The 23,814-nt window shown below is 57.0% G+C and carries 27 protein-coding genes and 1 tRNA gene; 20 read left to right on the top strand and 8 right to left on the bottom strand.

Features of this window, described 5'->3' with window-relative positions:
- Positions 1-48: 48 nt before the first annotated feature.
- The gene (locus D3M70_RS13440; RefSeq protein WP_120126233.1) at positions 49-321 is read right to left on the bottom strand and encodes a hypothetical protein; all 273 of its coding nucleotides are present in this window, start codon (positions 319-321) and stop codon (positions 49-51) included.
- 288 nt (positions 322-609) lie between these two features.
- Between D3M70_RS13440 and D3M70_RS13435 the strand changes: the two genes are divergently transcribed.
- The 7 genes from D3M70_RS13435 (at position 610) to D3M70_RS13405 (ending at position 7,633) form a co-directional block, all read left to right on the top strand.
- Positions 610-1,569 (top strand): sugar ABC transporter substrate-binding protein, encoded by a 960-nt coding sequence (locus D3M70_RS13435; protein ID WP_120126232.1) that lies wholly within the window; start codon positions 610-612, stop codon positions 1,567-1,569.
- A 65-nt stretch (positions 1,570-1,634) separates the two neighbouring features.
- Positions 1,635-3,185: a sugar ABC transporter ATP-binding protein gene (locus tag D3M70_RS13430; protein ID WP_120126231.1), complete on the top strand. Its 1,551-nt coding sequence runs from the start codon at positions 1,635-1,637 to the stop codon at positions 3,183-3,185.
- Positions 3,185-4,180, top strand: coding sequence for an ABC transporter permease (locus D3M70_RS13425; protein ID WP_120126230.1), 996 nt, complete (start codon positions 3,185-3,187; stop codon positions 4,178-4,180). The genes D3M70_RS13430 and D3M70_RS13425 overlap by 1 nt, the downstream gene beginning before the upstream one ends.
- Before the next feature lies 1 nt (position 4,181).
- Positions 4,182-5,204: a LacI family DNA-binding transcriptional regulator gene (locus tag D3M70_RS13420; protein ID WP_120126229.1), complete on the top strand. Its 1,023-nt coding sequence runs from the start codon at positions 4,182-4,184 to the stop codon at positions 5,202-5,204.
- Positions 5,205-5,242: 38 nt separating this feature from the next.
- Positions 5,243-6,160 carry a ribokinase gene (gene rbsK / locus D3M70_RS13415; protein WP_120126228.1) on the top strand — a complete coding sequence of 306 codons (918 nt, stop codon included), beginning with the start codon at positions 5,243-5,245 and terminating at the stop codon, positions 6,158-6,160.
- A complete protein-coding gene (rbsD, locus tag D3M70_RS13410) occupies positions 6,157-6,561 on the top strand; it encodes a D-ribose pyranase (RefSeq protein WP_120126227.1) in 405 nt (134 codons plus the stop codon). Before rbsK ends, rbsD begins: the two co-directional genes overlap by 4 nt.
- Before the next feature lie 43 nt (positions 6,562-6,604).
- Positions 6,605-7,633 carry a nucleoside hydrolase gene (locus tag D3M70_RS13405; RefSeq protein ID WP_120126226.1) on the top strand — a complete coding sequence of 343 codons (1,029 nt, stop codon included), beginning with the start codon at positions 6,605-6,607 and terminating at the stop codon, positions 7,631-7,633.
- 6 nt (positions 7,634-7,639) lie between these two features.
- On the opposite strand, the gene D3M70_RS13400 is transcribed toward D3M70_RS13405, so the two are convergent.
- The gene (locus D3M70_RS13400) at positions 7,640-7,837 is read right to left on the bottom strand and encodes a hypothetical protein (protein ID WP_120126225.1); all 198 of its coding nucleotides are present in this window, start codon (positions 7,835-7,837) and stop codon (positions 7,640-7,642) included.
- 319 nt (positions 7,838-8,156) lie between these two features.
- On the opposite strand from D3M70_RS13400, the gene D3M70_RS13395 reads away from it, so the two are divergent.
- A complete protein-coding gene (locus D3M70_RS13395; protein WP_120126224.1) occupies positions 8,157-8,480 on the top strand; it encodes an I78 family peptidase inhibitor in 324 nt (107 codons plus the stop codon).
- Between the two features lie 62 nt (positions 8,481-8,542).
- Here the strand turns inward: D3M70_RS13395 and D3M70_RS13390 are convergent, their stop codons facing one another.
- Positions 8,543-8,755, bottom strand: a complete 213-nt coding sequence (locus D3M70_RS13390; RefSeq protein ID WP_003179963.1) for a cold-shock protein — start codon at positions 8,753-8,755, stop codon at positions 8,543-8,545.
- A 297-nt stretch (positions 8,756-9,052) separates the two neighbouring features.
- The gene (locus D3M70_RS13385; protein ID WP_120126223.1) at positions 9,053-9,367 is read right to left on the bottom strand and encodes a hypothetical protein; all 315 of its coding nucleotides are present in this window, start codon (positions 9,365-9,367) and stop codon (positions 9,053-9,055) included.
- 394 nt (positions 9,368-9,761) lie between these two features.
- Between D3M70_RS13385 and thrS the strand changes: the two genes are divergently transcribed.
- The 10 genes from thrS to D3M70_RS13335 all read left to right on the top strand — a co-directional run bounded on the left by thrS (position 9,762) and on the right by D3M70_RS13335 (position 17,995).
- Complete coding sequence (gene thrS, locus D3M70_RS13380) at positions 9,762-11,684, top strand: threonine--tRNA ligase (RefSeq protein ID WP_120126222.1); 1,923 nt, start codon at positions 9,762-9,764, stop codon at positions 11,682-11,684.
- A complete protein-coding gene (gene infC / locus D3M70_RS13375) occupies positions 11,684-12,235 on the top strand; it encodes a translation initiation factor IF-3 (protein WP_177418420.1) in 552 nt (183 codons plus the stop codon). Before thrS ends, infC begins: the two co-directional genes overlap by 1 nt.
- Positions 12,236-12,295: 60 nt before the next feature.
- A complete protein-coding gene (gene rpmI, locus D3M70_RS13370; RefSeq protein ID WP_002553160.1) occupies positions 12,296-12,490 on the top strand; it encodes a 50S ribosomal protein L35 in 195 nt (64 codons plus the stop codon).
- A gap of 28 nt (positions 12,491-12,518) precedes the next feature.
- The gene (gene rplT, locus D3M70_RS13365) at positions 12,519-12,875 is read left to right on the top strand and encodes a 50S ribosomal protein L20 (RefSeq protein WP_007905879.1); all 357 of its coding nucleotides are present in this window, start codon (positions 12,519-12,521) and stop codon (positions 12,873-12,875) included.
- A gap of 105 nt (positions 12,876-12,980) precedes the next feature.
- Positions 12,981-13,997, top strand: coding sequence for a phenylalanine--tRNA ligase subunit alpha (pheS, locus tag D3M70_RS13360; RefSeq protein ID WP_120126221.1), 1,017 nt, complete (start codon positions 12,981-12,983; stop codon positions 13,995-13,997).
- 83 nt (positions 13,998-14,080) lie between these two features.
- Positions 14,081-16,462: a phenylalanine--tRNA ligase subunit beta gene (gene pheT, locus D3M70_RS13355; RefSeq protein ID WP_120126220.1), complete on the top strand. Its 2,382-nt coding sequence runs from the start codon at positions 14,081-14,083 to the stop codon at positions 16,460-16,462.
- Between the two features lie 3 nt (positions 16,463-16,465).
- Complete coding sequence (ihfA, locus tag D3M70_RS13350; protein ID WP_002553164.1) at positions 16,466-16,768, top strand: integration host factor subunit alpha; 303 nt, start codon at positions 16,466-16,468, stop codon at positions 16,766-16,768.
- Entirely contained in the window at positions 16,749-17,105 is a 357-nt protein-coding gene (locus D3M70_RS13345) for a MerR family transcriptional regulator (RefSeq protein WP_081566855.1), read from the top strand. The genes ihfA and D3M70_RS13345 overlap by 20 nt, the downstream gene beginning before the upstream one ends.
- Positions 17,106-17,195: 90 nt before the next feature.
- Positions 17,196-17,272, top strand: a tRNA-Pro gene (locus tag D3M70_RS13340).
- 504 nt (positions 17,273-17,776) lie between these two features.
- Entirely contained in the window at positions 17,777-17,995 is a 219-nt protein-coding gene (locus D3M70_RS13335) for a hypothetical protein (protein WP_120126219.1), read from the top strand.
- 117 nt (positions 17,996-18,112) lie between these two features.
- On the opposite strand, the gene D3M70_RS13330 is transcribed toward D3M70_RS13335, so the two are convergent.
- Both D3M70_RS13330 and D3M70_RS13325 read right to left on the bottom strand, forming a co-directional pair.
- Positions 18,113-18,322 (bottom strand): DUF6434 domain-containing protein, encoded by a 210-nt coding sequence (locus tag D3M70_RS13330; RefSeq protein ID WP_120126296.1) that lies wholly within the window; start codon positions 18,320-18,322, stop codon positions 18,113-18,115.
- Positions 18,323-18,461: 139 nt separating this feature from the next.
- Positions 18,462-19,535, bottom strand: coding sequence for a heparin lyase I family protein (locus tag D3M70_RS13325; protein WP_120126218.1), 1,074 nt, complete (start codon positions 19,533-19,535; stop codon positions 18,462-18,464).
- Between the two features lie 331 nt (positions 19,536-19,866).
- Here D3M70_RS13325 and D3M70_RS13320 point away from each other — a divergent pair, with 331 nt between their 5' ends.
- A complete protein-coding gene (locus D3M70_RS13320; RefSeq protein WP_133306467.1) occupies positions 19,867-20,349 on the top strand; it encodes a hypothetical protein in 483 nt (160 codons plus the stop codon).
- 113 nt (positions 20,350-20,462) lie between these two features.
- On the opposite strand, the gene D3M70_RS13315 is transcribed toward D3M70_RS13320, so the two are convergent.
- Together D3M70_RS13315 and D3M70_RS13310 are read right to left on the bottom strand one after the other, a co-directional pair.
- Positions 20,463-20,942, bottom strand: a complete 480-nt coding sequence (locus D3M70_RS13315) for a hypothetical protein (RefSeq protein WP_120126216.1) — start codon at positions 20,940-20,942, stop codon at positions 20,463-20,465.
- Positions 20,942-22,165, bottom strand: a complete 1,224-nt coding sequence (locus tag D3M70_RS13310; RefSeq protein ID WP_120126215.1) for an acyltransferase — start codon at positions 22,163-22,165, stop codon at positions 20,942-20,944. The genes D3M70_RS13315 and D3M70_RS13310 overlap by 1 nt, the downstream gene beginning before the upstream one ends.
- Positions 22,166-22,431: 266 nt before the next feature.
- Between D3M70_RS13310 and D3M70_RS13305 the strand changes: the two genes are divergently transcribed.
- Positions 22,432-23,592 (top strand): acyltransferase, encoded by a 1,161-nt coding sequence (locus tag D3M70_RS13305; RefSeq protein WP_120126214.1) that lies wholly within the window; start codon positions 22,432-22,434, stop codon positions 23,590-23,592.
- Positions 23,593-23,814 lie beyond the last annotated feature (222 nt).

Here is a 23,814-nt window from a genome sequence, read left to right as displayed (position 1 = left end):
GTTAGCAAGCGATGGCCCTGGGGTGTGAGTGCCGAGAGGCGTCGCAGCTCAGCCGTGGTCGCGGAGTCTGATCGGGTAGGAGGATGACAGGGAGTCCGTGCGTTTGCCGAACTGTGCTCTGACCCGCGAGATCTCATCACGGAGCTTGTCGCGGACCTGCATTTGTTCTTCTTCGGACAGGGATTCATACCACTGGCGCTGTGCTTGCCGACTCTTGGCAACGGCGCTTGAGCCGGGCAGGGCGCTGATGATCGATTGAACGAAATCCGAGGCGGGGTCTGCTGCTTCCTCGGTTCGAATATCCTTTACGGCCGGGTCCATCGTTACTGCTCCAGGAGTCCTTCGATAATGGCGGCATCGTATGTTTGAGAATCGATGATGCCTGAATGCCACACATCTTAGCGCAGCCTTCCGGGGCGCAGAACTGCCGGTGACGAATATGTTTGGCCCCGCGAGTGGCGGGGTAGAGCGCCGTGTAACGACGCAGTTGACAAAATCCGTGACGATTCTCATAGTTTCACTCACGCAAACGTTTGCGATTGGTCGAAGGCTGTAAAACTCGACCTGCATACGGTGCCGATAAAATAATCATAATGTCGGAGTGATTCCATGAAGCTGCCATTCGCTGCACGTCTTCTTGCTGTTGCCATGCTCACCGCGAGCGCTGTTACCCTGCCTCTCTCTTCTGCCTACGCCGACGACGCGAAAAAACCGACCGTCGCGCTGGTGATGAAATCCCTGGCCAACGAATTCTTCCTGACCATGGAAGACGGCGCCAAGGCTTACCAGAAAGACCATTCCGCCGATTTCGACCTGATCTCCAACGGCATCAAGAACGAGTCCGATACCGCCGCACAGATCGACATCGTCAACCAGATGATCGTCAAGAAAGTCGACGCCCTGGTCATCGCCCCTGCCGATTCCAAAGCACTTGCTTCGGTACTCAAGAAGGCCCAGGACGCGGGCATCAAGGTCGTCAACATCGACAACCAGCTCGATGCCGACGTGCTGAAAGGCAAGGGCATGGAAGTGCCCTTCGTAGGCCCGAACAATCGCAAGGGCGCCAAGCTGGTGGGTGATTACCTGGCCAAGCAGCTGACGGCCGGTGACCAGGTCGGCATCATCGAAGGCGTGCCGACTACCACCAACGCGCAACAACGCACCGCCGGTTTCAAGGATGCGATGGACGCGGCGCAGATGAAGATCGTCTCCACCCAATCGGGTAACTGGGAAATCGACAAAGGTAACGCTGTCGCCTCGGCGATGCTCAACGAATACCCGAATCTGAAGGCACTGCTGGCCGGTAACGACAGCATGGCGCTCGGCGCGGTGTCGGCGGTTCGCGCGGCTGGCAAGGCGGGCAAGGTGCAGGTCGTCGGTTACGACAACATCAATGCCATCAAGCCGATGCTCAAGGACGGTCGCGTGCTGGCCACCGCTGACCAGTTTGCCGCGCGGCAGGCTGTGTATGGGATCGACACCGCACTGAAGATGGTCAAGGGCGAAAAGCTCGACATCAAGGACGGCGTGATCGAGACCCCGGTCGAACTGGTCACCAAGCCACAGTAAGGCTGGCTGGCCTTCTACATCCGTAAATACCGCCAGCGCGCAAGTGCTGGCGCGTGGAGAGCGTTATGTCAGCGTCTGCTCAGGCCGCTGTTCTATCTGTCAGCGGCATTGGCAAAACCTACGCCCAACCTGTACTCGGTGACATCGACCTGACCCTGATGCGTGGGGAAGTGTTGGCACTGACCGGGGAAAACGGCGCGGGTAAAAGCACCTTGTCGAAAATTATCGGCGGACTGGTGACACCCACCACCGGCCAGATGCAGTTCCAGGGCCAGCCTTACGAGCCTGCCAGTCGCACCCAGGCGGAGAAGCTCGGTGTGCGCATGGTCATGCAGGAACTCAATCTGTTGCCAACGCTGTCGGTGGCGGAAAACCTGTTCCTCGACAACCTGCCCAGCCGGGCCGGTTTCATCAACCGTAAAAAGCTGCGTGAAGATGCAATCAAGGCCATGGCCCAAGTGGGGCTGGAAGCCATCGACCCGGACACCTTGGTCAGCGAGTTGGGCATCGGCCACCAGCAGATGGTGGAGATCGCCCGCAACCTGATCGGCGATTGTCACGTGCTGATTCTCGACGAGCCGACGGCAATGCTCACGGCCCGCGAAGTGGAAATGCTCTTCGAGCAGATCACCCGCCTGCAGGGGCGCGGCGTTTCCATCGTTTATATCTCCCATCGCCTGGAAGAGCTGGCTCGCGTCGCCCAGCGTATCGCCGTGCTGCGCGATGGCAAGCTGGTGTGTGTCGACGCCATGGCCAACTACAACAGCGAGCAGTTGGTGACGCTGATGGTTGGCCGTGAACTGGGCGAGCACATCGACCTGGGGGAGCGAAAGATTGGCGCGGTGGCGTTGTCGGTGAAAGGCCTGAGCCGTTCCGACAAGGTGCGCGACGTTTCTTTCGATGTTCGTGCCGGGGAAATCTTCGGTATTTCCGGCTTGATCGGCGCCGGTCGCACCGAGCTATTGCGCCTGATTTATGGTGCAGATGCGGCGGACAGCGGCTCTATCGAGGTCGGCAGCCCGTTGCAGGCGGTTCGCGTCAATTCGCCGGTGGCCGCCGTGAGCCACGGCATCGCCCTGATCACCGAGGATCGCAAAGGCGAAGGCCTTTTATTGACCCAGTCGATCAGCGCCAATATCGCGCTGGGCAACATGCAGGCGATCTCCAGTGCCGGCGTGGTCAACGGCAGTGCGGAAATGTCCCTGGCCAGACGTCAGGTGGACGCCATGCGCATCCGCAGTTCCAGCCCGACGCAGTTGGTGTCGGAATTGTCCGGCGGCAACCAGCAGAAAGTGGTCATCGGCCGCTGGCTGGAGCGCGATTGCCACGTGATGCTGTTCGATGAGCCAACACGCGGGATCGACGTCGGTGCCAAATTCGACATTTATGCCCTGCTGGGCGAACTGACCCGTCAGGGCAGGGCGCTGGTGGTGGTCTCCAGCGATCTGCGTGAACTGATGCTGATCTGTGATCGCATCGGCGTGTTGTCCGCCGGCCGCCTGATCGACACATTCGAACGCGATACCTGGACTCAGGACGAGTTGCTTGCCGCAGCCTTCGCCGGCTATCAAAAACGTGATGCGCTGCTGTCTGAAGCGGCGCTCGGGAATCCCTAATGAAAACCTCCACCACACCTGCCGCACTGCCTTCACCGGGCAAACGCAGCGGCAACTACTTCGGCCTCGGTACCTATCTGGGTCTGGCCGGCGCCTTGCTGGCGATGATCGTGCTGTTCTCGTTTCTCAGCGATCATTTCCTGTCTTATGAAACGTTCAGCACCCTGGCCAACCAGATCCCGGATCTGATGGTGCTGGCGGTGGGCATGACCTTCATCCTGATCATCGGCGGGATCGACCTGTCGGTGGGGTCCGTGCTGGCGCTTGCAGCGTCGGCGGTCAGCGTGGCGATGCTTGGCTGGGGTTGGGGCGTTTTTCCCTCGGCGTTATTGGGCATGGCCTGTGCGACGGCCGCTGGCACGCTGACCGGATCCATCACCGTCGCCTGGCGCATTCCCTCGTTCATCGTCTCGCTGGGCGTGCTGGAAATGGCCCGAGGTGTGGCGTATCAACTGACTGACTCGCGCACCGCCTACATCGGCGATTCCTTCGCGTGGCTGTCCAATCCGTTCGCGTTCGGCATCTCTCCGTCGTTCGTCATCGCCTTGATCGTGATCTTCGCCGCTCAGGCGGTGCTCACGCGCACGGTCTTCGGACGTTACCTGATCGGCATCGGCACCAATGAAGAAGCGGTGCGTCTGGCAGGGATCAATCCCAAACCCTATAAGATCCTGGTGTTCTCGCTGATGGGGCTGCTGGCGGGCCTCGCCGCGCTGTTTCAGATTTCCCGTCTGGAAGCGGCCGACCCTAATGCCGGTTCCGGTCTGGAACTGCAGGTGATTGCGGCGGTGGTGATCGGCGGCACCAGTCTCATGGGTGGGCGCGGTTCGGTGATCAGCACCTTCTTCGGCGTCCTGATCATCTCGGTGCTGGCGGCGGGCCTGGCGCAGATCGGCGCAACGGAACCCACCAAGCGCATCATTACCGGCGCGGTGATCGTCGTGGCAGTGATTCTCGACACCTACCGCAGCAATCGCGCAAGGCGGCGCGGCTGACATGGCAACCATTAAAGACGTCGCTGCAATTGCAGGCATTTCCTACACCACCGTGTCCCACGTTCTGAATAGAACGCGACCGGTGAGTGACGAGGTTCGCAAGAAAGTCGAAGCCGCCATTGCACAACTGGACTACGTGCCCAGTGCCGTGGCGCGTTCGCTCAAGGCCAAGTCCACGGCGACCATCGGCTTGCTGATTCCCAATGGCATCAACCCGTACTTCGCGGAACTGGCCCGGGGCATCGAGGATTACTGCGAGCGCAATGGCTTTTGTGTGATTCTCTGCAACTCCGATGACAATCTGGACAAACAGCGCAGCTATTTAAGAGTGCTGCTGGAAAAGCGCGTGGATGGCCTGATCGTTTCGTCAGTGGGCGGCGGCGACAGTCTGGTGGAAAGCCTGTCGGCCGTACGTACCCCGATGGTCATCGTCGACCGGGACCTGGAAAACATCAGTGCTGATCTTGTGCGGATCGACCACGAACTGGGCGCTTATCTGGCGACCTCTCATCTGCTGGAACTGGGGCATCGCCACATCGCCTGTATCTGCGGCCCGGCTGAAACCAGTGTGGCGCGGATGCGTCTGGCCGGTTACCACCGTGCGATGCAGGAAGCTCGTATCGAAGTCCCGCAAAGCTGGGTGGTAGAAAGCGACTTCACGGGCCCAAGTGGCTATCGCGCGGCTTGTACACTGCTGGAAAATGATCGCCCGACTGCGATTTTTGCGGCCAACGACATGGTCGGCATCGGCGTTCTGCGCGCCGCCGCCGAACGCAATGTGCGCGTGCCGACCGACCTGTCAGTGATCGGTTTCGACGACATCCAGATGAGCCAGTACGTATACCCGGCGCTGACCACTGTGGGGCAGTCGATACTGCAACTGGGCGAGCGCGCCGCCGAAGTGTTGCTGCGTCGGATCTCGACGCGCGGTGAAAGCCCGGTTCAGCAGTTGATCGTTGCACCGAGCATTGTGCTGCGCGAATCCACCGCGCCTCCGACCAACGCATTCAACGAGTTCCGCTGAGCCGAACCCTGGTGTTCGGATTGAAGAGTAAAGACGTCATGCAAGGAAAAGTAGTGATAGTGGGCAGCCTGAACATGGACCTGGTGACGCGCGCGCCACGTCTGCCACGCGCTGGGGAAACCCTGGCCGGAGAGTCGTTCGTGACAGTGCCCGGCGGGAAGGGTGCCAACCAGGCAGTCGCCGCGGCGCGCCTGGGTGCCAGTGTCGCGATGATCGGATGCGTGGGCGACGACGCCTACGGCGAACAACTGCGTTCGGCGTTGCTGGCCGAGGGCATCGACTGCCAGGCTGTGACCGCTATTCCAGGGGAGTCGACGGGCGTAGCGCTGATCGTGGTCGACGACAACAGTCAGAACGCGATCGTCATCGTCGCGGGCGGCAATGGCCATGTGAGCCCAGAGGTGGTCAACGATCTTGACGCGCTGCTGGGGCAAGCCGAGGTCATCATCTGCCAGTTGGAAATACCGATGGTCACGGTCGGCCATGTCCTCAAGCGAGGGCGTGAACTGGGCAAGACCGTCATCCTCAATCCAGCACCTGCCAGCGATGCATTGCCGGCCGAGTGGTACGCCTGGATCGACTACCTGATCCCCAACGAAAGCGAAGCCACTGCGCTGACCGGCCTTGCCGTCGACAGCGTGGCGAGTGCCGACGCCGCTGCTGCCGCGTTGCTAAGGGCTGGCGTGGGCAAGGTCATCGTGACGCTGGGAGCCCAGGGGGCACTGTTTGCCAATCAAGCCAGTTCGCAGCATTTCCCCGCACCCAAGGTCAAACCGGTCGACACCACGGCGGCAGGGGACACCTTCGTCGGCGGTTTCGCCGCGGCGCTGGCCGAGGGCAAGTCCGAATCCGAAGCGATACGTTTTGGACAGATCGCGGCGGCGTTGTCTGTCACGCGGTCCGGCGCCCAGCCCTCCATTCCGACCTTCAACGAAGTCCAGAGCTTTCAACCATGAAAAAAACACCGCTGCTCAACATTGCGTTGTCCAGGGTCGTCGCGTCGCTGGGGCATGGCGATGTGCTGATGATCGTCGACGCCGGCATGCCTGTGCCGCCTGGCGTCGAGCTGATCGATCTGGCCGTGACCCATGGCGTTGCGGACTTCATCAGTGTGCTGAAGACGGTGCTCGCCGAAATGCAGGTCGAGAGTCATGTGTTGGCGGATGAGATGCGCACAAAGCAACCCCCCGCGCTCGCCGTCGTCGACCAGTTGAACGCGGCGGGCAGCCTGGGCGAGCAGCGTCTGGTCAGTCACGAAGCGTTGAAGCACATGAGTCGCAGCGCTCGCGCCATCGTACGCACGGGTGAGTGCCAGCCCTACACCAACATCGCGCTGGTGTCGGGCGTGGTGTTCTGATCGCACCGTTTACGTTCCATACCCAAGAAACAGGGAGTTTCCCATGCAATCATGCCGTCAATTTGTCGTTCAACTGATCAGGAGTGTTGCACTGTTGGCCATTTTTTCCGCCACCGCTGCCCAGGCCGTTGAAAAGCGCAACCTGATCATCGACACCGATCCGGGCGCCGATGATGTAGTGGCGCTGCTGCTGGCGCTGGCCTCCCCGGAAGAATTGAACGTGATGGCGATCACGACCGTGGCCGGTAACGTGCGCATCGACAAGACTTCGCGCAACGCTCGTCTGGCCCGTGAGTGGGCCGGTCGTGAAGAGGTTCCGGTGTATGCCGGTGCTGGAAGGCCGCTGGTGCGAACGCCGATCTACGCCGAGAACATCCATGGCAAGGAAGGCTTGCCGGGGGTGGAGGTGCACGAGCCGAAGAAGGGCCTGGCCGAAGGCAATGCCGTGCAGTATCTGGTCGATACCCTGAAGAAAGCGGCGCCGCACAGCATCACGATCGCAATGCTGGGGCCGCAGACCAATCTGGCGCTGGCGCTGGTGCAAGCCCCGGAAATCACCCAGGGCATCAAGGAAGTGGTGGTCATGGGCGGCGCGCACTTCAACGGCGGAAACATCACGCCGGTCGCTGAATTCAACCTCTATGCCGATCCCGACGCGGCCAAGGTCGTGCTGGCCAGCGGCGTGAAGCTGACGTATGTGCCGCTGGACGTGACGCACAAGATCCTGACCAGCGAGCAACGCCTGAGGCAGATCGAGGCCTTGAATAATCAGGCGGGCAAACTGGTGGGCAACATCCTCAACGAATACGTCAAAGCCGATATGGTGCATTACGGCTTGCCCGGCGGCCCGGTGCACGATGCCAGCGTGATCGCCTGGCTGCTCAAGCCTGAGCTGTTCACGGGCAAGCAGATCAATCTGGTGATCGACAGTCGGGAAGGGCCGGGCTTCGGCCAGACCGTGGCCGACTGGTACGACACGCTGGGCCAGAACAAAAACGTATTCTGGGTCGAGAACGGCGATGCCCAAGGCTTTTTCGATCTGCTGACCCAGCGTCTGGCACGGCTGAAGTAAGCCTGATCAGGCGCTGGTCAACGCCTCGGTCGAATAACGCACAAATACCTGATTCATGAAGTTCTGGGCGCCGCCAGTGCCCAGTTCCTTGACCAGCAGGTCGATCGCGATGATCGCCAGCTCCTCTGGGCTGCCCGGACTGTGGGCGCAATGTCCCTGGGGCCACTTGGCCTTGATGTCAGCATCGATGGATACGATTGCCATGCTGTTACGTCCCTCTCAGAAAAATAGCGGATCCCGACATCGTTGCCCGGGCTTGAGCCTTGGGGCAGGGCAGCAGTAAATCATCTTGTCGGGTTTTTCGCACTGATACTTAGGCATGAAGGAACCCTGCTTCAGAACGGCGGGAACATCATTCCAAACGTTTTGTGACGATTTGCCTGTCACAGGCAATTGCCGTTCAGGGCAGACTTCAGACCGTTTCGACAATGATCGGAGATGGATTTTGAAAGCCGTCGGCGAAACCATGCGGGGTAACCGCGGTCGCAGAAGTTCTGGTTAATATTTAACTCAAGGAGGCTGTATGCCCTGGAAATACGCATCATCGGGTCTGGTTCTGGCAGTGGCGCTGCTTACAGGTTGCAGCAGCACGTATGAGTCGTCGGCCCCGTCCGAGGGCTCCGCGGCTACCGAAACCGGTCAATCCCGTTGTGATGCAGCCGCTGCACAGTTCGCAGTCGGCAAGTCGGCGTCACCCGCTTTGCTGGAGCAGGCCCGCGTCAAAGCTGGCGCACAGACGGCCAGAGTTCTGGGCCCCAATGACATGATTACGCTCGAATACCGATCAGACCGCTTGAACCTCAACACCGATCAGGCGGCCACCGTCAATCGCGTCAACTGTGGTTGAGCGCCTTTTCAGCAGGCAATAAAAAACCCCGTCAATGACGGGGTTTTTTCAGAACGCTCGGATTACTCCGGGCGAACCTGGGCGGCTTGCATGCCCTTTTGGCCTTTCTCAGCCACGAAGGAAACAGTCTGGCCTTCTTTCAGGCTTTTGAAACCGTCGGATTCGATAGCCTTGAAGTGTACGAACAGGTCGTCACCGCCACCCTGTGGAGTGATAAAGCCGAAGCCTTTTTCATCGTTGAACCATTTTACGGTGCCGGTTTGGCGATTAGACATGGTGTATCTCCAGAAACATAATTTTCAGTAGTGCTGTGTTGCTCAGGCCAACTGGGCACACGGTGGCTATCATAGTCGAATTGTGTGAATGCTGGACTTTTTCAGTAAGAACTTTGCACCTGTTCCGCAAATATCGGCGTGGAAATGATTTGCCATTCCACTGATTCAGCGCCGCGCAATTTCGCCCTTTCGTTCTTTACGAATGTCTGAAACCCACGAGATACGTGGGCTTCAGCAGTCATGGGCGATGCCCGTCGTACGATTTACCAAGTGTCCCTCGCGCGGAATGTAAATTTTTTATTTTTTGCCCTTCAGGCAGTTCTCACTCACGGCTTTTTGCAGGCGTGAGGTCATTTCGGTACTCGGAGGCGTCGTTTTGTCATTCAGCGAAGCGATTTCCTTGTCCGAGAAATTCTTGTTGATCTGCTGCGCACCGCATTCGCAATGTGCCTGCACGGCCTTGGCATCCATCCCCGTATTATTCTGGGTGGCCGCAGCGGTGCATTCATTCATGTAGGTGGTTTTGGTCTTGGCGTCCATGGCGGCATGAGCGCTGAGCGGGAGAGTCAACGCCAACGGTGCGAGGAGGGCGGCAACACTTAGAAGCTTCATGGTTGATTCCTTTTTGTCGGTGGGACCTGCGAGCACACAGGTCTTTAACGGGCCTCGGTTAATCTGACGGCATGGAATCGCGCCAGTTCAGTACGTGGATCATTCCCGCCCCGTGTGCGGAAAAGTTTATACGCTGCGGACGAACGGTTATCTGACTCGCGGCGTTTCGGCTGTGCTAGGATGCGCGTCCTGTAGATTCGCTCGCGTCTCGCGGGTCAGGTTTGCGTCTGTGCCAAATCTGTCGATTTCGTAAATTCCAGTCACTCTGGTTCGGTCAAATGGTTGGCCCTCGGGCTCCTGCCACTGTGAGGCAGGTACACCACCGAATCGCGTACTGGCTCTATCCCAACCCACGTGACCTTTGGTAGGGGTCACCACTAGGAGAGGAGGCGCCATGCCAACTATTACTCTTCCCGACGGCAGTCAACGTTCTTTCGATCACCCGGTATCCGTAGCTGAAGTTGCGGCGTCCATTGGCGCGGGTCTGGCCAAGGCCACCGTGGCCGGCAAGGTCAACGGCCAACTGGTCGACGCCAGCGACATGATCGACGCCGACGCGAGTCTGCAAATCATCACCCCGAAAGATCAGGACGGCCTGGAGATCATTCGTCACTCCTGCGCGCACTTGGTCGGTCACGCGGTCAAGCAGTTGTACCCGACGGCCAAAATGGTCATCGGTCCGGTCATCGATGACGGCTTCTATTACGATATCGCCTACGAGCGCCCGTTCACGCCAGAAGACATGGCGGCGATCGAGCAGCGCATGCAGCAGCTGATCGAAAAGGATTACGACGTCATCAAAAAGGTCACTCCGCGCGCGGAAGTGATCGAAGTGTTCAAGGCCCGCGGCGAGGACTACAAGCTGCGTCTGGTCGAGGACATGCCGGACGAGAAGGCCATGGGCCTTTATTACCACGAAGAATACGTCGACATGTGCCGTGGCCCGCACGTGCCGAACACTCGCTTCCTCAAATCGTTCAAGCTGACCAAGTTGTCCGGTGCCTACTGGCGCGGCGATGCGAAAAACGAACAGCTGCAGCGTGTGTACGGCACCGCCTGGGCTGACAAGAAGCAGCTGGCAGCGTACATCCAGCGCATCGAAGAAGCGGAAAAACGCGACCATCGCAAGATTGGCAAGCGCCTGGGCCTGTTCCACACTCAGGAAGAAGCGCCGGGCATGGTGTTCTGGCACCCGAACGGCTGGACCCTGTATCAGGTGCTCGAGCAGTACATGCGCAAGACCCAGCGTGAAAACGGCTATCTGGAGATCAAGACGCCGCAAGTCGTCGACCGTTCTCTGTGGGAGAAGTCCGGGCACTGGGCCAACTATGCCGAAAACATGTTCACCACTGAGTCGGAAAGCCGCGACTACGCCATCAAGCCGATGAACTGCCCTTGCCACGTGCAGGTGTTCAATCAAGGCCTGAAAAGCTACCGCGAACTGCCGATGCGTCTGGCCGAGTTCGGTGCCTGCCACCGCAACGAGCCTTCGGGCGCGTTGCACGGCATCATGCGCGTACGCGCGTTCACTCAGGACGACGCTCACATTTTCTGCACTGAAGAGCAGATGCAGGCCGAGTCCGCAGCCTTTATCAAGCTGACCATGGACGTCTATGCCGATTTCGGCTTCAAGGACATCGAGATGAAGCTCTCGACCCGTCCGGAGAAGCGTGTTGGCTCCGATGATCTGTGGGATCGCGCCGAGGCTGCTCTGGCCGCCGCACTGGACAGCGCCGGTCTGCCGTACGACCTGCAACCAGGTGAAGGAGCGTTCTATGGTCCGAAAATCGAATTTTCCCTCAAGGATTGCTTGGGTCGCGTCTGGCAATGCGGTACATTGCAGCTCGATTTCAACCTGCCAATCCGTTTGGGCGCCGAATTCGTTTCGGAAGACAACGGACGCAAGCATCCGGTCATGTTGCACCGTGCGATTCTCGGTTCGTTCGAGCGTTTCATCGGAATTCTGATCGAGCACTACGAAGGTGCATTCCCTGCGTGGCTGGCTCCAACTCAGGCAGTGATCATGAATATCACTGATAAACAGGCAGATTTTGCCCTTGAGGTGGAAAAAACACTGGCTGAAAGCGGGTTTCGTGCCAAGTCCGACTTGAGAAATGAAAAGATCGGCTTTAAAATCCGCGAGCATACGTTGCTCAAGGTTCCCTATCTCCTTGTGATCGGAGATCGGGAGGTTGAAACGCAAACTGTCGCTGTGCGTACCCGTGAAGGCGCAGACCTCGGCTCAATGCCGGTCGCCCAGTTCTCGGAGTTCCTCGCACAAGCGGTTTCCCGGCGTGGTCGCCAAGATTCGGAGTAATTATTATTAAGCGTGAAATGAGACAAGATAAACGAGCTGCACCGAAGGCCCCGATCAACGAGAATATCTCGGCACGCGAGGTTCGGTTAATTGGCGCTGACGGCGAGCAGGTTGGCATCGTCTCGATTGATGAAGCGCTTCGTATAGCTGAAGAAGCCAAGCTCGATCTGGTAGAAATTTCTGCCGACGCAGTACCGCCGGTCTGTCGCGTGATGGACTACGGCAAATCGATCTTCGAGAAGAAGAAGCAGATTGCTGCAGCGAAGAAAAACCAGAAGCAGATTCAGGTTAAAGAAATCAAGTTTCGTCCAGGGACGGAGGAAGGGGATTACCAGGTAAAACTACGCAACCTGGTACGTTTCCTGAGTGACGGGGACAGGGCCAAGGTATCGTTGAGATTCCGCGGTCGTGAGATGGCCCACCAGGAGCTGGGTATGGAGCTGTTGAAGCGGGTTGAACAAGACCTGCTCGAATACGGCGCCGTCGAACAGCATCCTAAGATGGAAGGACGCCAGCTGATCATGGTCATCGCCCCGAAAAAGAAGAAATAACCACCAGGGCACGGCAGGCCTTGCGGTTATGTTTATCAACTGAATGCGGAGTATCCGAACATGCCAAAGATGAAGACTAAAAGTGGTGCAGCTAAGCGGTTTCTGAAAACCGCGAATGGCATCAAGCACAAACACGCTTTCAAGAGCCACATTCTGACCAAAATGTCGACCAAGCGTAAGCGTCAACTGCGCGGAAGCAGCCTGCTGCATCCGTCCGACGTGGCAAAAGTCGAGCGCATGCTGCGCCTTCGTTAATTTTGATCAAGAATAGAGGAAGTAACTCATGGCTCGTGTAAAGCGTGGCGTCATTGCCCGTAAGCGTCACAAAAAAATTCTGAAACTTGCTAAAGGCTACTACGGCGCGCGTTCACGCGTATTCCGTGTTGCCAAGCAAGCGGTAATCAAGGCTGGCCAATACGCCTACCGTGACCGTCGTCAGAAAAAACGTCAGTTCCGCGCTCTGTGGATCGCTCGTATCAACGCTGGTGCGCGTATCAACGGTCTGTCCTACAGCCGTTTCATCGCTGGCCTGAAAAAAGCGTCGATCGAAATCGACCGCAAGGTTCTGGCTGATCTGGCAGTGAACGAAAAAGCGGCGTTTGCTGCGATTGTCGAGAAAGCTAAAGCCACTCTGGCCTAAGTCCCCGGCAATCACCGGACCTCGTTTCGGGGTTCGGTGTTAAACGTCATAGATAGGGGAAGAGCCTTGTAAGCTCTTCCCCTATTTCGTATCTGGAGTCTGTACATGGAAAACCTGGACGCGCTGGTCTCTCAAGCACTTGAGGCTGTGCAAAGCGCCGAAGATATCAATGCCCTGGAGCAAATCCGGGTTCACTACCTCGGCAAGAAGGGTGAATTGACTCAGGTGATGAAGACCCTGGGGAATTTGCCGGCTGAAGAGCGTCCGCAAGTCGGTGCGCTGATCAACGTTGCCAAGGAGCGTGTCACAGAGGTTCTCAATGCGCGCAAGGCGTCGTTCGAGGAGGCAGATCTTGCTGCCAAACTCGCCGCCGAATCCATTGACGTGACCCTGCCTGGCCGCGGACAGACCACTGGCGGTCTGCATCCCGTTACCCGGACTCTGGAACGTATCGAACAATTCTTCACCCACATTGGCTACGGCATTGTCGAAGGCCCTGAGGTGGAAGACGATTACCACAACTTCGAAGCACTCAACATCCCCGGCCACCACCCGGCCCGGTCGATGCATGACACCTTCTATTTCAACGCCAACATGTTGCTGCGCACCCATACCTCGCCGGTACAGGTCCGCACCATGGAATCGAACAAGCCACCGATCCGCATCGTTTGCCCGGGTCGTGTGTACCGCAGTGACTCCGATATCACCCACTCGCCGATGTTCCACCAGGTCGAAGGCCTGCTGATCGACCGTGATATCAACTTCGCCGACCTCAAGGGAACCATCGAAGAGTTCCTGCGAGTGTTCTTCGAAAAAGAACTGGCGGTGCGTTTCCGCCCTTCGTACTTCCCGTTCACCGAGCCATCCGCTGAAGTCGACATGGAATGCGTGATGTGCAGCGGTAAAGGCTGCCGTGTCTGCAAGCAGACTGGCTGGCTGGAAGTCATGGGTTGCGGCATGGTTCATCCGAACGTGCTGCGTATGTCCGGCATCGATCCGGAAGAATTCCAGGGCTTTGCTTTCGGCATGGGTGCAGAACGTCTGGCCATGCTGCGTTACGGCGTCAATGACTTGCGCCTGTTCTTCGACAACGACTTGCGGTTCCTCGCGCAATTTCGCTAGGGGCTCTGTGCGAGCCGGCTTCAGGGCTGGTGCCGCGCAGTAACCGGGTCGTAGGTCCGTAACGAATCGATTAGGAGAGCAGGATGAAATTCAGTGAACAATGGCTGCGCGGCTGGGTAAGCCCGCAAGTTTCCCGTGACGAGCTTGTGGCTCGTCTGTCGATGGCCGGTCTGGAGGTCGACAGCGTGACCCCGGCGGCTGGTGTATTCAGCGGCGTCGTGGTGGGTGAAGTGTTGAGCACCGAGCAGCACCCGGATGCCGACAAGCTTCGCGTGTGCCAGGTCAGCAACGGTTCGGAAACCTTCCAGGTAGTGTGTGGTGCGCCAAATGTGCGTCCAGGCCTGAAGATTCCGTTCGCGATGATCGGTGCCGAACTGCCGGGCGACTTCAAGATCAAGAAGGCCAAGCTGCGGGGCGTCGAATCCAACGGCATGCTCTGCTCCCAGGCCGAGCTACAGGTGGGCGAGGGCAATGACGGCTTGATGGAGCTGCCAGCCGACGCGCCGACAGGCAAGGATTTTCGCGTCTATCTGGAGCTGGATGATGCGAGCATCGAAGTCGATTTGACGCCGAACCGCGGAGATTGCCTGTCGGTTGCAGGTCTGGCCCGTGAAGTTGGCGCACTGTATGACGCTGTCGTCACTCGCCCGCAAGTAGCCGCTGTGCCGGCTGTGCATGATGAGGTACGCCCGGTCGAGGTTCTCGCTCCGGCTGCATGCCCGCGTTATCTGGGCCGCGTCATTCGCAATGTCGACTTGTCGCGTCCGACCCCGTTGTGGATGGTCGAGCGTCTGCGTCGTTCAGAAGTGCGCAGCATCGATGCCGCAGTGGACATCACCAACTACGTGATGCTTGAACTGGGTCAGCCGCTGCACGCCTTCGATCTCGCCGAGATCAATGGCGGCATCCGCGTGCGCATGGCCGAAGAGGGCGAGAAGCTGGTGCTGCTGGATGGTCAGGAAGTCAGCCTGCGTGCCGACACGCTGGTCATCGCCGACCACCAGCGCGCCTTGGCGATCGCTGGCGTCATGGGCGGTGAGCACAGCGGCGTCAACACCGCGACGACCCGCGACATCTTCCTGGAAAGCGCTTTCTTCGATCAGATCGCCGTCGCCGGCAAAGCGCGCTCCTATGGCCTGCACACCGATGCTTCCCATCGCTACGAGCGTGGCGTGGACTGGCGACTGGCCCGTGAAGCCATGGAGCGCGCCACTGGCCTGCTGCTGGAAATCACGGGCGGCGAAGCCGGCCCGATCATTGAAACCGTCAGTGAGCAGCACCTGCCTTCGGTCGCGCCAGTCACCCTGCGCGCCGATCGTATCGAGCAAATGCTCGGCATGCCGATGGAAGCGGCCGAGGTCGAACGTCTGCTCAGCGCACTGGGTCTGACCGTTTCTTCGCCCGCGACAGGCCAATGGCTCGTCGAGGTGCCAAGTCATCGTTTCGACATCACCCTTGAAGTCGACCTGATCGAGGAACTGGCCCGTCTCTACGGCTACAACCGCCTGCCGGTCCGGTATCCGCAAGCGCGCCTTGCCCCACAAGCACGGGCCGAGGCTCAAGGCGACCTGCCTGCGCTGCGCCGTCTGTTGGTTGCGCGCGGTTACCAGGAAGCGATCACCTACAGCTTCATCGATCAGAAATGGTTCGAGCTTTTCAATCCGGGCGTAGAGCCATTGCTGCTGGCCAACCCGATTTCCGCGGACATGGCTGCAATGCGCTCGTCGCTCTGGCCGGGCCTGGTCAAGTCGCTTCAGCACAACCTCAATCGCCAGCAGGATCGTGTCCGTTTGTTCGAAAGTGGTCTTCGTTTCGTCGGCCAACTGGAAGGTTTGAAACAGGAGCCTATGCTGGCAGGAGTGATCTGCGGCAGCCGCTTGCCCGAAGGTTGGGCTCAGGGACGCGACGCAGTGGACTTCTTCGACGTCAAGGCTGACGTGGAAGCGGTGCTGGGTTTCGCCGGCGCACTGGATGATTTCCGTTTCGTACCGGGCAAACATCCTGCGTTGCATCCTGGTCAGACCGCCCGGATCGAGCGTGATGGTCGCGAGGTTGGTTACATCGGTGCTCTGCACCCTGAGCTGTCCAGGACGCTGGGCCTGGACCGTCCAGTGTTCGTGTTCGAGTTGGTTCTGGCGGATGTTGCCAAAGGTCGTCTGCCGAAATTCCACGAGTTGTCGCGCTTCCCTGAGGTCCGCCGTGACCTCGCGCTGCTGGCGGATCGCGAGGTTGCGGCCACTTCAGTCATGGACGTTATTCGTGAAAATGCAGGGGAATGGCTGACAGACCTCAGGCTATTTGATGTTTATCAGGGTAAAGGCATTGATCCGCATAGAAAAAGCCTTGCGGTCGGCTTGACCTGGCAACATCCATCGCGCACTCTTACTGACGATGAGGTAAACGCTTCGACGCAGCAAATTCTCACCTCGCTTGAGGAAAGGTTAAACGCCACGTTAAGGAAGTAGCGTATGGGGGCTCTGACGAAAGCTGAGATGGCCGAACGTCTGTACGAAGAGCTAGGCCTGAATAAACGAGAAGCCAAGGAACTGGTTGAGCTGTTCTTTGAGGAAATCAGGCACGCTCTGGAAGATAACGAGCAGGTCAAATTGTCCGGATTCGGCAATTTTGACCTGCGAGATAAACGCCAGCGACCGGGTCGAAATCCCAAGACAGGGGAAGAAATTCCGATTACGGCTCGCCGTGTGGTCACCTTTCGCCCAGGGCAGAAATTGAAGGCCCGAGTTGAGGCTTATGCTGGAACCAAGTCATAACGACGAGCTACCGCCCATTCCTGGCAAACGCTACTTCACCATTGGTGAAGTCAGCGAGCTCTGCGCGGTAAAACCGCACGTTCTGCGTTATTGGGAGCAGGAGTTTCCTCAACTCAACCCGGTGAAGCGGCGCGGCAATCGTCGATATTATCAGCGACAGGACGTGCTGATGATCCGACAGATCCGCGCGCTGCTTTACGATCAGGGCTTCACCATCGGTGGCGCGCGCCTGCGCATGTCCAGCGATGAGGTCAAGGACGATTCCCTGCAATACAAGCAGTTGATCAAGCAGATGATTGCTGAGCTGGAAGACGTTTTGGTCGTGCTGCGCAAATAGCGCAGTCACATCAAAATACTTCCATCATTCAAACGCTTAGGGTATATTCCTCGACGTCCTCGCAAGAGCGACAACAGATTCACGCCTAGTCGGGGCGTAGCGCAGTCCGGTAGCGCACTAGCATGGGGTGCTAGGGGTCGAGTGTTCGAATCACTCCGTCCCGACCATATTTTTCAATGACTTAGCCACCTTCGGGTGGCTTTGTTGTTTTTGCCATAGTGACTTTTGCGTGACTCGTCGTCTTTTCATGCCTACCTCCTCTCAAATTTGTCAGAACCGGCCCAAGCGAGTCGGTTACTGCCCTATCTGAGCTTGTGAGTTGATCAGCTTTGCTGCCAAGCAGTGACAAACAAGGTCTTCCTCTGCAGGTGCGCCGGCAGATCTCCGAAAAGGCCCGGTCGTTTCTCCCGTAACAATGTGTTAAGGCCCATCGTCAAACCGGATAAATCCTGTCGGTGTGCCTGTCGCCCTGGCTGTTCTGGCGTGCGTCAGATTGGCTACCTCCGTGCGGTTCATATGGGGGAGGGCGGAGAACTGGCGCAATTGAGAAGTAGGTCTACCCCGACAACAGGCGAATGCCGAACCATAGCCTCTTGTTGAGCCGTTCGTCGGAACTCTAGCACTATCAAGAGGTTGGCTACTCAATGGGATAGCCAAAGGAAATGGAATTTATGCGACCAACAATTTGTGAAACACCTAACGCGCTCGACCTCGTCAAAGAGCTGGATGACGCTACAGAGCAGATGATGGAGATAGGGGTCGATCAAGTTGGCAGCCCTCACTGGCAGGATGCCTTCGAGCGTCAGCAGCGGGCGTTCCGGAACTGGCGCGACTACCTCTATCGGAAAGCAGACGAAAAGCCACCAGCGCGGCTGCTGAGCATCGCGTGACTGGCCGCCCTTCGCGGGCAGGCATGGGTGAGTGATTGAGCCCGGACTGCGATGGTAGATTCCGAAAGGCGGCTGAAACTTAGGGCGCCTCCTGGCGAAGGTACCCCAGCGCCGGAGCTAGGAGCGATTCAGACGAAGCCACTCATCTGCCACATCGCCCATGGTCAGCGACTCATTCGACTTGATCCACTCCATGAACGGTCGGTCGAATTTGAATGCTTCACCACATTGAGAAGTCAGGAACCGCCGAACGTTTTGCGTATTGCGGTAGTTCTTGTCCAGTGGGGTAATTCGGGTAATGGGTTCTGAGTGCCAATCGAAAGCCATGGTCATTCCTTGGATGATGCCGATTTCTTTCGGCGCGCCGATGAGAATAGCAACTTGCAACACGTAGTGAAGTCGCTGCGAGGACGTTATGGATGGAGATCGCTTCTCAGGACAGGCGCGGCAAGTTTATAACCGCACTTCAACCCTTCGCCACACTGAACCCCGAAAACAGGCTGGTCGCCGGTTGATGATCGCCCTCGTTGCGGTACTGGCCAAACTTGGCGTATGAGTCGCTACTGTGGGTGTCGAACATCGTAGAGATGCCTTTCTTGTCGAACACGTTCTCGCCGTTCTTCGTGACCGAAATCTCACCGTTGCCGATGCCGCGCTTGAAATCGATCTGGAAATCCGCCCATTTCCCTACATCTTTTGCCGCATCCCCGGGCTTGCCGATGTTGAACACCTTTGAGGGTGCATTGCTGTCTTCACTGGTTTTCAGGTGCAACTGATACTGCCCGTCCTTGGTGGCGAGCCAGGCGCGAGGGCTCGGTTTGGCGTTGTTATGGTCGAGCACCTGAAAGAATGTACCGTCATTGTTGGCCTCGCGCTTCATGCCAAACTTGAACCCATAGGGCTGTCCCTCCTGAAGTTTGGTGCCATCCTTGATCTCGGCACGTGGGCTGGTGGAATGCTCGGTGTAGTGGCCCTTGTTGAAATCGACCTTGATCACATCCCCGCGCTCGGGATCCCTGGCCATGCCGATGCGGTCCTCTGGCGACTTCTGCACACTCAATTGATTACCCAGCGAATGCTCGGAAAAGTTGCCATTGGCCGAGCTGACGCCGCCACCGTTGCCCGTCTGCGCCGAATGTACAGGGGAGGGCTGGCCGCCCACAGGGCTATGACCCCTTTGAGCAGGCGTTTTACCGGCGCCCGTCACCGCGTTGTTGGAGGCGTGGCCGGGAGCGTCAGCTCCGCCTTGCATCAACGCCTGTAACCGCTGAAGCATGTCCTGGATCAGTGAGATCAATTGAGTGAGCGGATCGGTCTGATTGCCCGGGTCTCTGAGCGCAGCATTGTGTGGTTGCTGAGCAAGATTGCCCGTGCCGCCGAAGTCCACCTTTGAGTTCTGCGGCTGGGAGATGAAGGACACCGGAGCATTGCCAGTGCCCGCCAGCATCCCGTGCCCTTGCTGAGCGCCTGGCGCTGGAAGATGCTGAGTACTGGACAGATCGAGCGCAGTGGGGCGGATCAGCGAATTGATCGGGGTCATGGTCTCGTCCTATAGCTGAAAAAAAACGCGCTGTCAGCACGACGGCGGCTGGGAATCTCTGTGTGGAGTGAGTGGCAACTGCGCCGCAGTGGGTTCCATGTACTGGCCGGAAGCGAAGGGTACTGCCTGATGCGCATCCATGAGTCGGTTAGGGAAGCTAATTGAGCGTGGAACCCTGTCATCGGACAGACCACTCACAGAGTCTCGATCTAATGGAGTCAGAGCAATGCAAGCGGTTTCCAGAGTCTTTTCTTCATGCATACCAAGCCATTACCAGGACGCAAATAATGTCGCAGCGGGGCCGGCCACTCCCAACAAATTGAAGTCGAATATGAACAAACGGTTCGAACAGCTTCAAAGCCTCGATCGGCAGCCACAGATCTGTTATCAGTTCGCTATTCATGCGGGCCGTGCGGGGAATACGCTAAGTCAACGCGCAGAGGAACAACTGATGGGCGAACGGAATTACTCTCAGCGGTACAAGGACTTGATGGGCATCAATGCGAACAGTGCCAGTGGCGTTTTCGACTCACGCAACATCACGGAGTCCGGCATCCTGAATTTTGAGCATTCCCGGAGTGGAACGATGACGCATACGGCGTACGTGCACCGGAACGGAGACAGTCTGCAACTGGTGCACAACAACGGCCAGACTCTGGACGTTCAGTTTCCGAGGAGCCCGGAGTCGCACGGAGGCGCAAACATTCACGACATCAGCGCGGGCAGCGACCAGAATATCCAGAACTATCTAGAGGCCAATGGGCTGGTCTTCCACTACACCAAGGCCTCGGAGCTCAATGATAGAGTGGGGTAGTGATTTTGGTTCAGTGGAGGATTTTAGTTGGGTTCCCAACAGGGACGACGAAATTGACAGCCCGTAGAAGGGCTGTTTTTTGGACCCGGTTGCTGTGATTACGGCAGGCTCAATTAAAGAATGTCTGGTGGAGTCGTTTTGGGGAAAAGTGCGCGATGTTCGTCCCAGTCAGACAAGCCTTCTATCACCGGTATGAGCTCATTGGGTGTGGCGTAGGCGGCAATGCCCACCGTGGCAGCCTCATCAAACGGTACATGCTCGATAGGAATTGAACAGGTCAATATTCCCTCGCCCTTACAGAATGATGCGACGGTAAAATCTCCCGCTTTTGCCTGAATGTTGTGGCTCGAGTCGTTAAGATGGACCGCGAATTTCAGATTTCCGGTTGTGCCAGTATGAAGACTGAATACTGCTATTTTGTGCCCATCTTCGGAGTCAGATGTTTCAAAGCGAAGGTTCGAAATAACCGTGCCGTCTTTGAATTTTGCCTGTCCGGCAACCTGCTTGGGCTTTTCGTTTACAGCGATAGAAAGCACCATCGCAAGCATGATCGCGATGGTCACCGTCACGGGTGCCAAGTAATATCTGTTCATTACTGCACTCCGATTCTGAGGGCTACCGCGACGCCTGCAAACATCATGAGCAAGGCACAACTCAGCGCGGCGGGAGTGTAGCTTGATCTGAAGTTGTCAGAGATTGATGAGTTTCGTTTGTCCCACGCGGCGAGCATCATTTTTCTGAAAGGTTCTTCGATCCCTATGTGGAGCATGCTTGCAGCGACGATAAGCACCATCCAGAAGCCGATATATCCAAATTTCCACAATGTAACAACCGTCATGTGAGCGGGGGCGACCGCCAGTATTGTTGCGTGAATGAGATATATGGCAAAGCTTATTTCCCCTAAAAATACCAGTGGTTTAATAGACAGCAGTTTCTGTATGGGACCTCTGCTCGATGCAAAGGCAAAGATCAATGCGCACCAGATTGGCCACAATCCTTCTCGTTGCATGTAGTAGTTGAAAGAGGGGCCAAGTCTCTGAAGGAAGTCAGACCTGCCAACCGTGCTTAGCGTCGCGACAGCGATAGCGATGACACCTATCTCAACTGCAAGCCAGCTTGTACGCGACATCACAAGTGGGTTCAGGCTGTATCGTCTAAATAGCACAGCTGTGCAAACGCCAGAGACGAACTCGAGTATGCGCACGAGCGGGTTGAAATACAGGATGCCCTGTAGGCCTGCACCCTCATAACTATCTGATGCTTTGAGGTCGAGTAATTGGCCCGTAATGATAAAGCCCAAGGCAATTAATGCCGAGGTCATGAACGCGACCGGTAAGTATTTCTTGGGAATGGCAACCAACACGGGAAGCATCAGGTAGAAGTAAAACTCGTTAGAGATGCTCCATGAAACGCCGTTGAACGATATCGCCCAGTTCACGTAAGGCAGCCACGATTGAGTGAGCGTCATGTTGGAGAGTAGCTTGATAACACCTGTTATACCGGGAAAGTAAGTTTGGCGGTCGAAGTGGAAGACAAGGGCAATCCAGATGAGTGCGGTTGCCAGATGAAGCGGCCATATTCGAGCGATCCGGGCCAAGAGGTATCGCGAAATTTCTTTCTTTGTTGATAGCGTTTGGTAGTTATAGGTCAGGATGAATCCACTCAGCACAAAGAAAAATGAAACGCCTTGAGAAAGTGACAGGTGCTGAGCGAGCCCAAAAGACCCAAAAATGTGGTCGGCATGGCCAATGACGATCATGGCTGCGGCGAAAAATCGAAGCGAGGTTAGCGCGTCTAGTCGTGTGACTGTTTGCACCCGGCGTTCTCCGTAGTGAGTGTCAGCGGTGCGGAGGCTGTCCGCGTAACGTGTTGCTGGAGGCACCGTATTACGGGCCCTGTAAGCGTAATTTGTCAGGCGAGTATCAAGCTCGCACTGAAAGGTCGGGAGCTTCCGACAGACGGGCTAACGAACACGCCATTTATCCCGACAATATTAGGCTGAAAAGGTTCGTATCAGATTGCTTACGAGTATCTACAAAGGTAGGATGCCGTGCCGCATTTTTGCCATTACAGGGAGGGGCGATGAGAAGTCCTAGTGTCATTTCCAGCTTGACGTCGCTTCGGTTCTTCGCAGCCTTGGCAATCTTCATTCACCATTGCAATGGTATTTTGATTACCGGCCCGACTGAGAAGCTGCCGCTTTCCACTGGCGTGGGGTTTTTTTTCGTGCTTTCCGGGTACATTCTTTCTCATGTCTACCTGTCCTCGGACAAGCCGCTCGATAGCACAAAATTTCTGGTGTATCGGTTTGCAAGGGTTTGGCCCGCGCATATCGCAGCCCTCGTTCTGCTGGTCTCGATCCTTCCGGAACAGCAATGGGTGAAGGATGGGGTCAACGTGGCCCTGGCCGTCGCTTCCAACGTCACCATGCTGCACTCGCTGATACCCATTCCTGATTATTATTTTTCGTTTAACTGGGTGTCCTGGAGCATTTCAACGGAGTTCGTTTTCTATCTCGCGTTTCCGGCCGTGGTCCTTGCGGTCGGCCGTGGCTTGAAGTTTGCGCTCTGGTCTTTCTTGGCTGTTTCGCTGGTAGGGTTCGTGATCGCATACGTCTGCGTTGTGAATGGATTGGCGTACTACCCGGCTGACAGTTCGGTCTTCAACTCCCATGGGATAACCTATATCAGCCCCATCAGTCGGTTCCAGGAGTTCTGTATTGGCGTGATGGCTAATGTTCTGGTTCGTCATGTCAGTTTCAGTGCATTGAAGTCAAAAGTCGTGTCCACTGCGCTTGAATTTGTGATGATTGCAGCGTTTCTGCTGTCGTTCGTGACGTTCTACTACTGGCTGAAAAACGTCGGTTTCCGGACGGGGCCCGCCATGTCGGAATATTTCTCGCACTATTTTTCGGCCTTCTTCTTTGCGCTGGTCGTCGTGGTGTTTGCAAAGTGCCGTGGGTACATATCTGACTTGTTGTCGTTCAGATTCTTCGTCACGCTCGGGGAAATAAGCTTCTCGTTCTATCTGGTTCATCAAATTTTGCTCAGGTACTACATCTCGCATCAGGACCAGTTTATGTTTATCAGTCCCGCTGCCAAGCCGTATTTTCTCTTTGTTCTGTCACTCATCCTCTCGTATGAGTTGTGGCAGTGGGTTGAGAAACCCGCGCAGTCCTTGATCAGGAAACTGTTCGAGAAGATTCGTGCACGGACTCATGCGCAGCCTTCACCCGCTTTGTAACCCAGCGGACACAAGAAAATAGCCCGCCATTAGGCGGGCTTTTTTTTCATCAAAGATCACGTGACGATATTGATTAAGCCCTTAAATCAACAGTCTTTTCTATCAGGCGCCGCCCGGGCGGTAGTGTTTGAAGGGCTGCACTAGATCAATGGCCACGTTGGGACTAGTTCGCGGGGGAGCTGTCGCATTCCTGAAGGGTGGCTGTCGCCTGCTGTGGCGCAG

The sequence above is a fragment of the Pseudomonas sp. LS-2 genome (assembly GCF_003605735.1).
Classification (GTDB): Bacteria; Pseudomonadota; Gammaproteobacteria; order Pseudomonadales; family Pseudomonadaceae; genus Aquipseudomonas.
The sequence above is the reverse complement of the archived record's forward strand: the minus strand, read 5'-3'. Positions and strand labels throughout refer to the sequence as shown.

Bases quoted from the DNA above. Each gene is read 5' to 3' on its own strand.
- D3M70_RS13315 (WP_120126216.1), bottom strand. From the start codon at position 20,942: ATGAACAGATATTACTTGGCACCCGTGACGGTGACCATCGCGATCATG.
- D3M70_RS13385 (WP_120126223.1), bottom strand. From the start codon at position 9,367: ATGAAGCTTCTAAGTGTTGCCGCCCTCCTCGCACCGTTGGCGTTGACT.
- rplT (WP_007905879.1), top strand. From the start codon at position 12,519: ATGGCTCGTGTAAAGCGTGGCGTCATTGCCCGTAAGCGTCACAAAAAA.
- D3M70_RS13330 (WP_120126296.1), bottom strand. From the start codon at position 18,322: ATGGCTTTCGATTGGCACTCAGAACCCATTACCCGAATTACCCCACTG.
- thrS (WP_120126222.1), top strand. From the start codon at position 9,762: ATGCCAACTATTACTCTTCCCGACGGCAGTCAACGTTCTTTCGATCAC.
- D3M70_RS13430 (WP_120126231.1), top strand. From the start codon at position 1,635: ATGTCAGCGTCTGCTCAGGCCGCTGTTCTATCTGTCAGCGGCATTGGC.
- D3M70_RS13400 (WP_120126225.1), bottom strand. From the start codon at position 7,837: ATGGCAATCGTATCCATCGATGCTGACATCAAGGCCAAGTGGCCCCAG.
- rpmI (WP_002553160.1), top strand. From the start codon at position 12,296: ATGCCAAAGATGAAGACTAAAAGTGGTGCAGCTAAGCGGTTTCTGAAA.
- D3M70_RS13305 (WP_120126214.1), top strand. From the start codon at position 22,432: ATGAGAAGTCCTAGTGTCATTTCCAGCTTGACGTCGCTTCGGTTCTTC.
- D3M70_RS13320 (WP_133306467.1), top strand. From the start codon at position 19,867: ATGAACAAACGGTTCGAACAGCTTCAAAGCCTCGATCGGCAGCCACAG.
- pheT (WP_120126220.1), top strand. From the start codon at position 14,081: ATGAAATTCAGTGAACAATGGCTGCGCGGCTGGGTAAGCCCGCAAGTT.
- rbsK (WP_120126228.1), top strand. From the start codon at position 5,243: ATGCAAGGAAAAGTAGTGATAGTGGGCAGCCTGAACATGGACCTGGTG.
- D3M70_RS13345 (WP_081566855.1), top strand. From the start codon at position 16,749: ATGCTGGAACCAAGTCATAACGACGAGCTACCGCCCATTCCTGGCAAA.
- D3M70_RS13395 (WP_120126224.1), top strand. From the start codon at position 8,157: ATGCCCTGGAAATACGCATCATCGGGTCTGGTTCTGGCAGTGGCGCTG.
- rbsD (WP_120126227.1), top strand. From the start codon at position 6,157: ATGAAAAAAACACCGCTGCTCAACATTGCGTTGTCCAGGGTCGTCGCG.
- D3M70_RS13435 (WP_120126232.1), top strand. From the start codon at position 610: ATGAAGCTGCCATTCGCTGCACGTCTTCTTGCTGTTGCCATGCTCACC.
- D3M70_RS13405 (WP_120126226.1), top strand. From the start codon at position 6,605: ATGCAATCATGCCGTCAATTTGTCGTTCAACTGATCAGGAGTGTTGCA.
- D3M70_RS13335 (WP_120126219.1), top strand. From the start codon at position 17,777: ATGCGACCAACAATTTGTGAAACACCTAACGCGCTCGACCTCGTCAAA.
- ihfA (WP_002553164.1), top strand. From the start codon at position 16,466: ATGGGGGCTCTGACGAAAGCTGAGATGGCCGAACGTCTGTACGAAGAG.
- pheS (WP_120126221.1), top strand. From the start codon at position 12,981: ATGGAAAACCTGGACGCGCTGGTCTCTCAAGCACTTGAGGCTGTGCAA.
- D3M70_RS13325 (WP_120126218.1), bottom strand. From the start codon at position 19,535: ATGACCCCGATCAATTCGCTGATCCGCCCCACTGCGCTCGATCTGTCC.
- D3M70_RS13440 (WP_120126233.1), bottom strand. From the start codon at position 321: ATGGACCCGGCCGTAAAGGATATTCGAACCGAGGAAGCAGCAGACCCC.
- D3M70_RS13390 (WP_003179963.1), bottom strand. From the start codon at position 8,755: ATGTCTAATCGCCAAACCGGCACCGTAAAATGGTTCAACGATGAAAAA.
- D3M70_RS13425 (WP_120126230.1), top strand. From the start codon at position 3,185: ATGAAAACCTCCACCACACCTGCCGCACTGCCTTCACCGGGCAAACGC.
- D3M70_RS13420 (WP_120126229.1), top strand. From the start codon at position 4,182: ATGGCAACCATTAAAGACGTCGCTGCAATTGCAGGCATTTCCTACACC.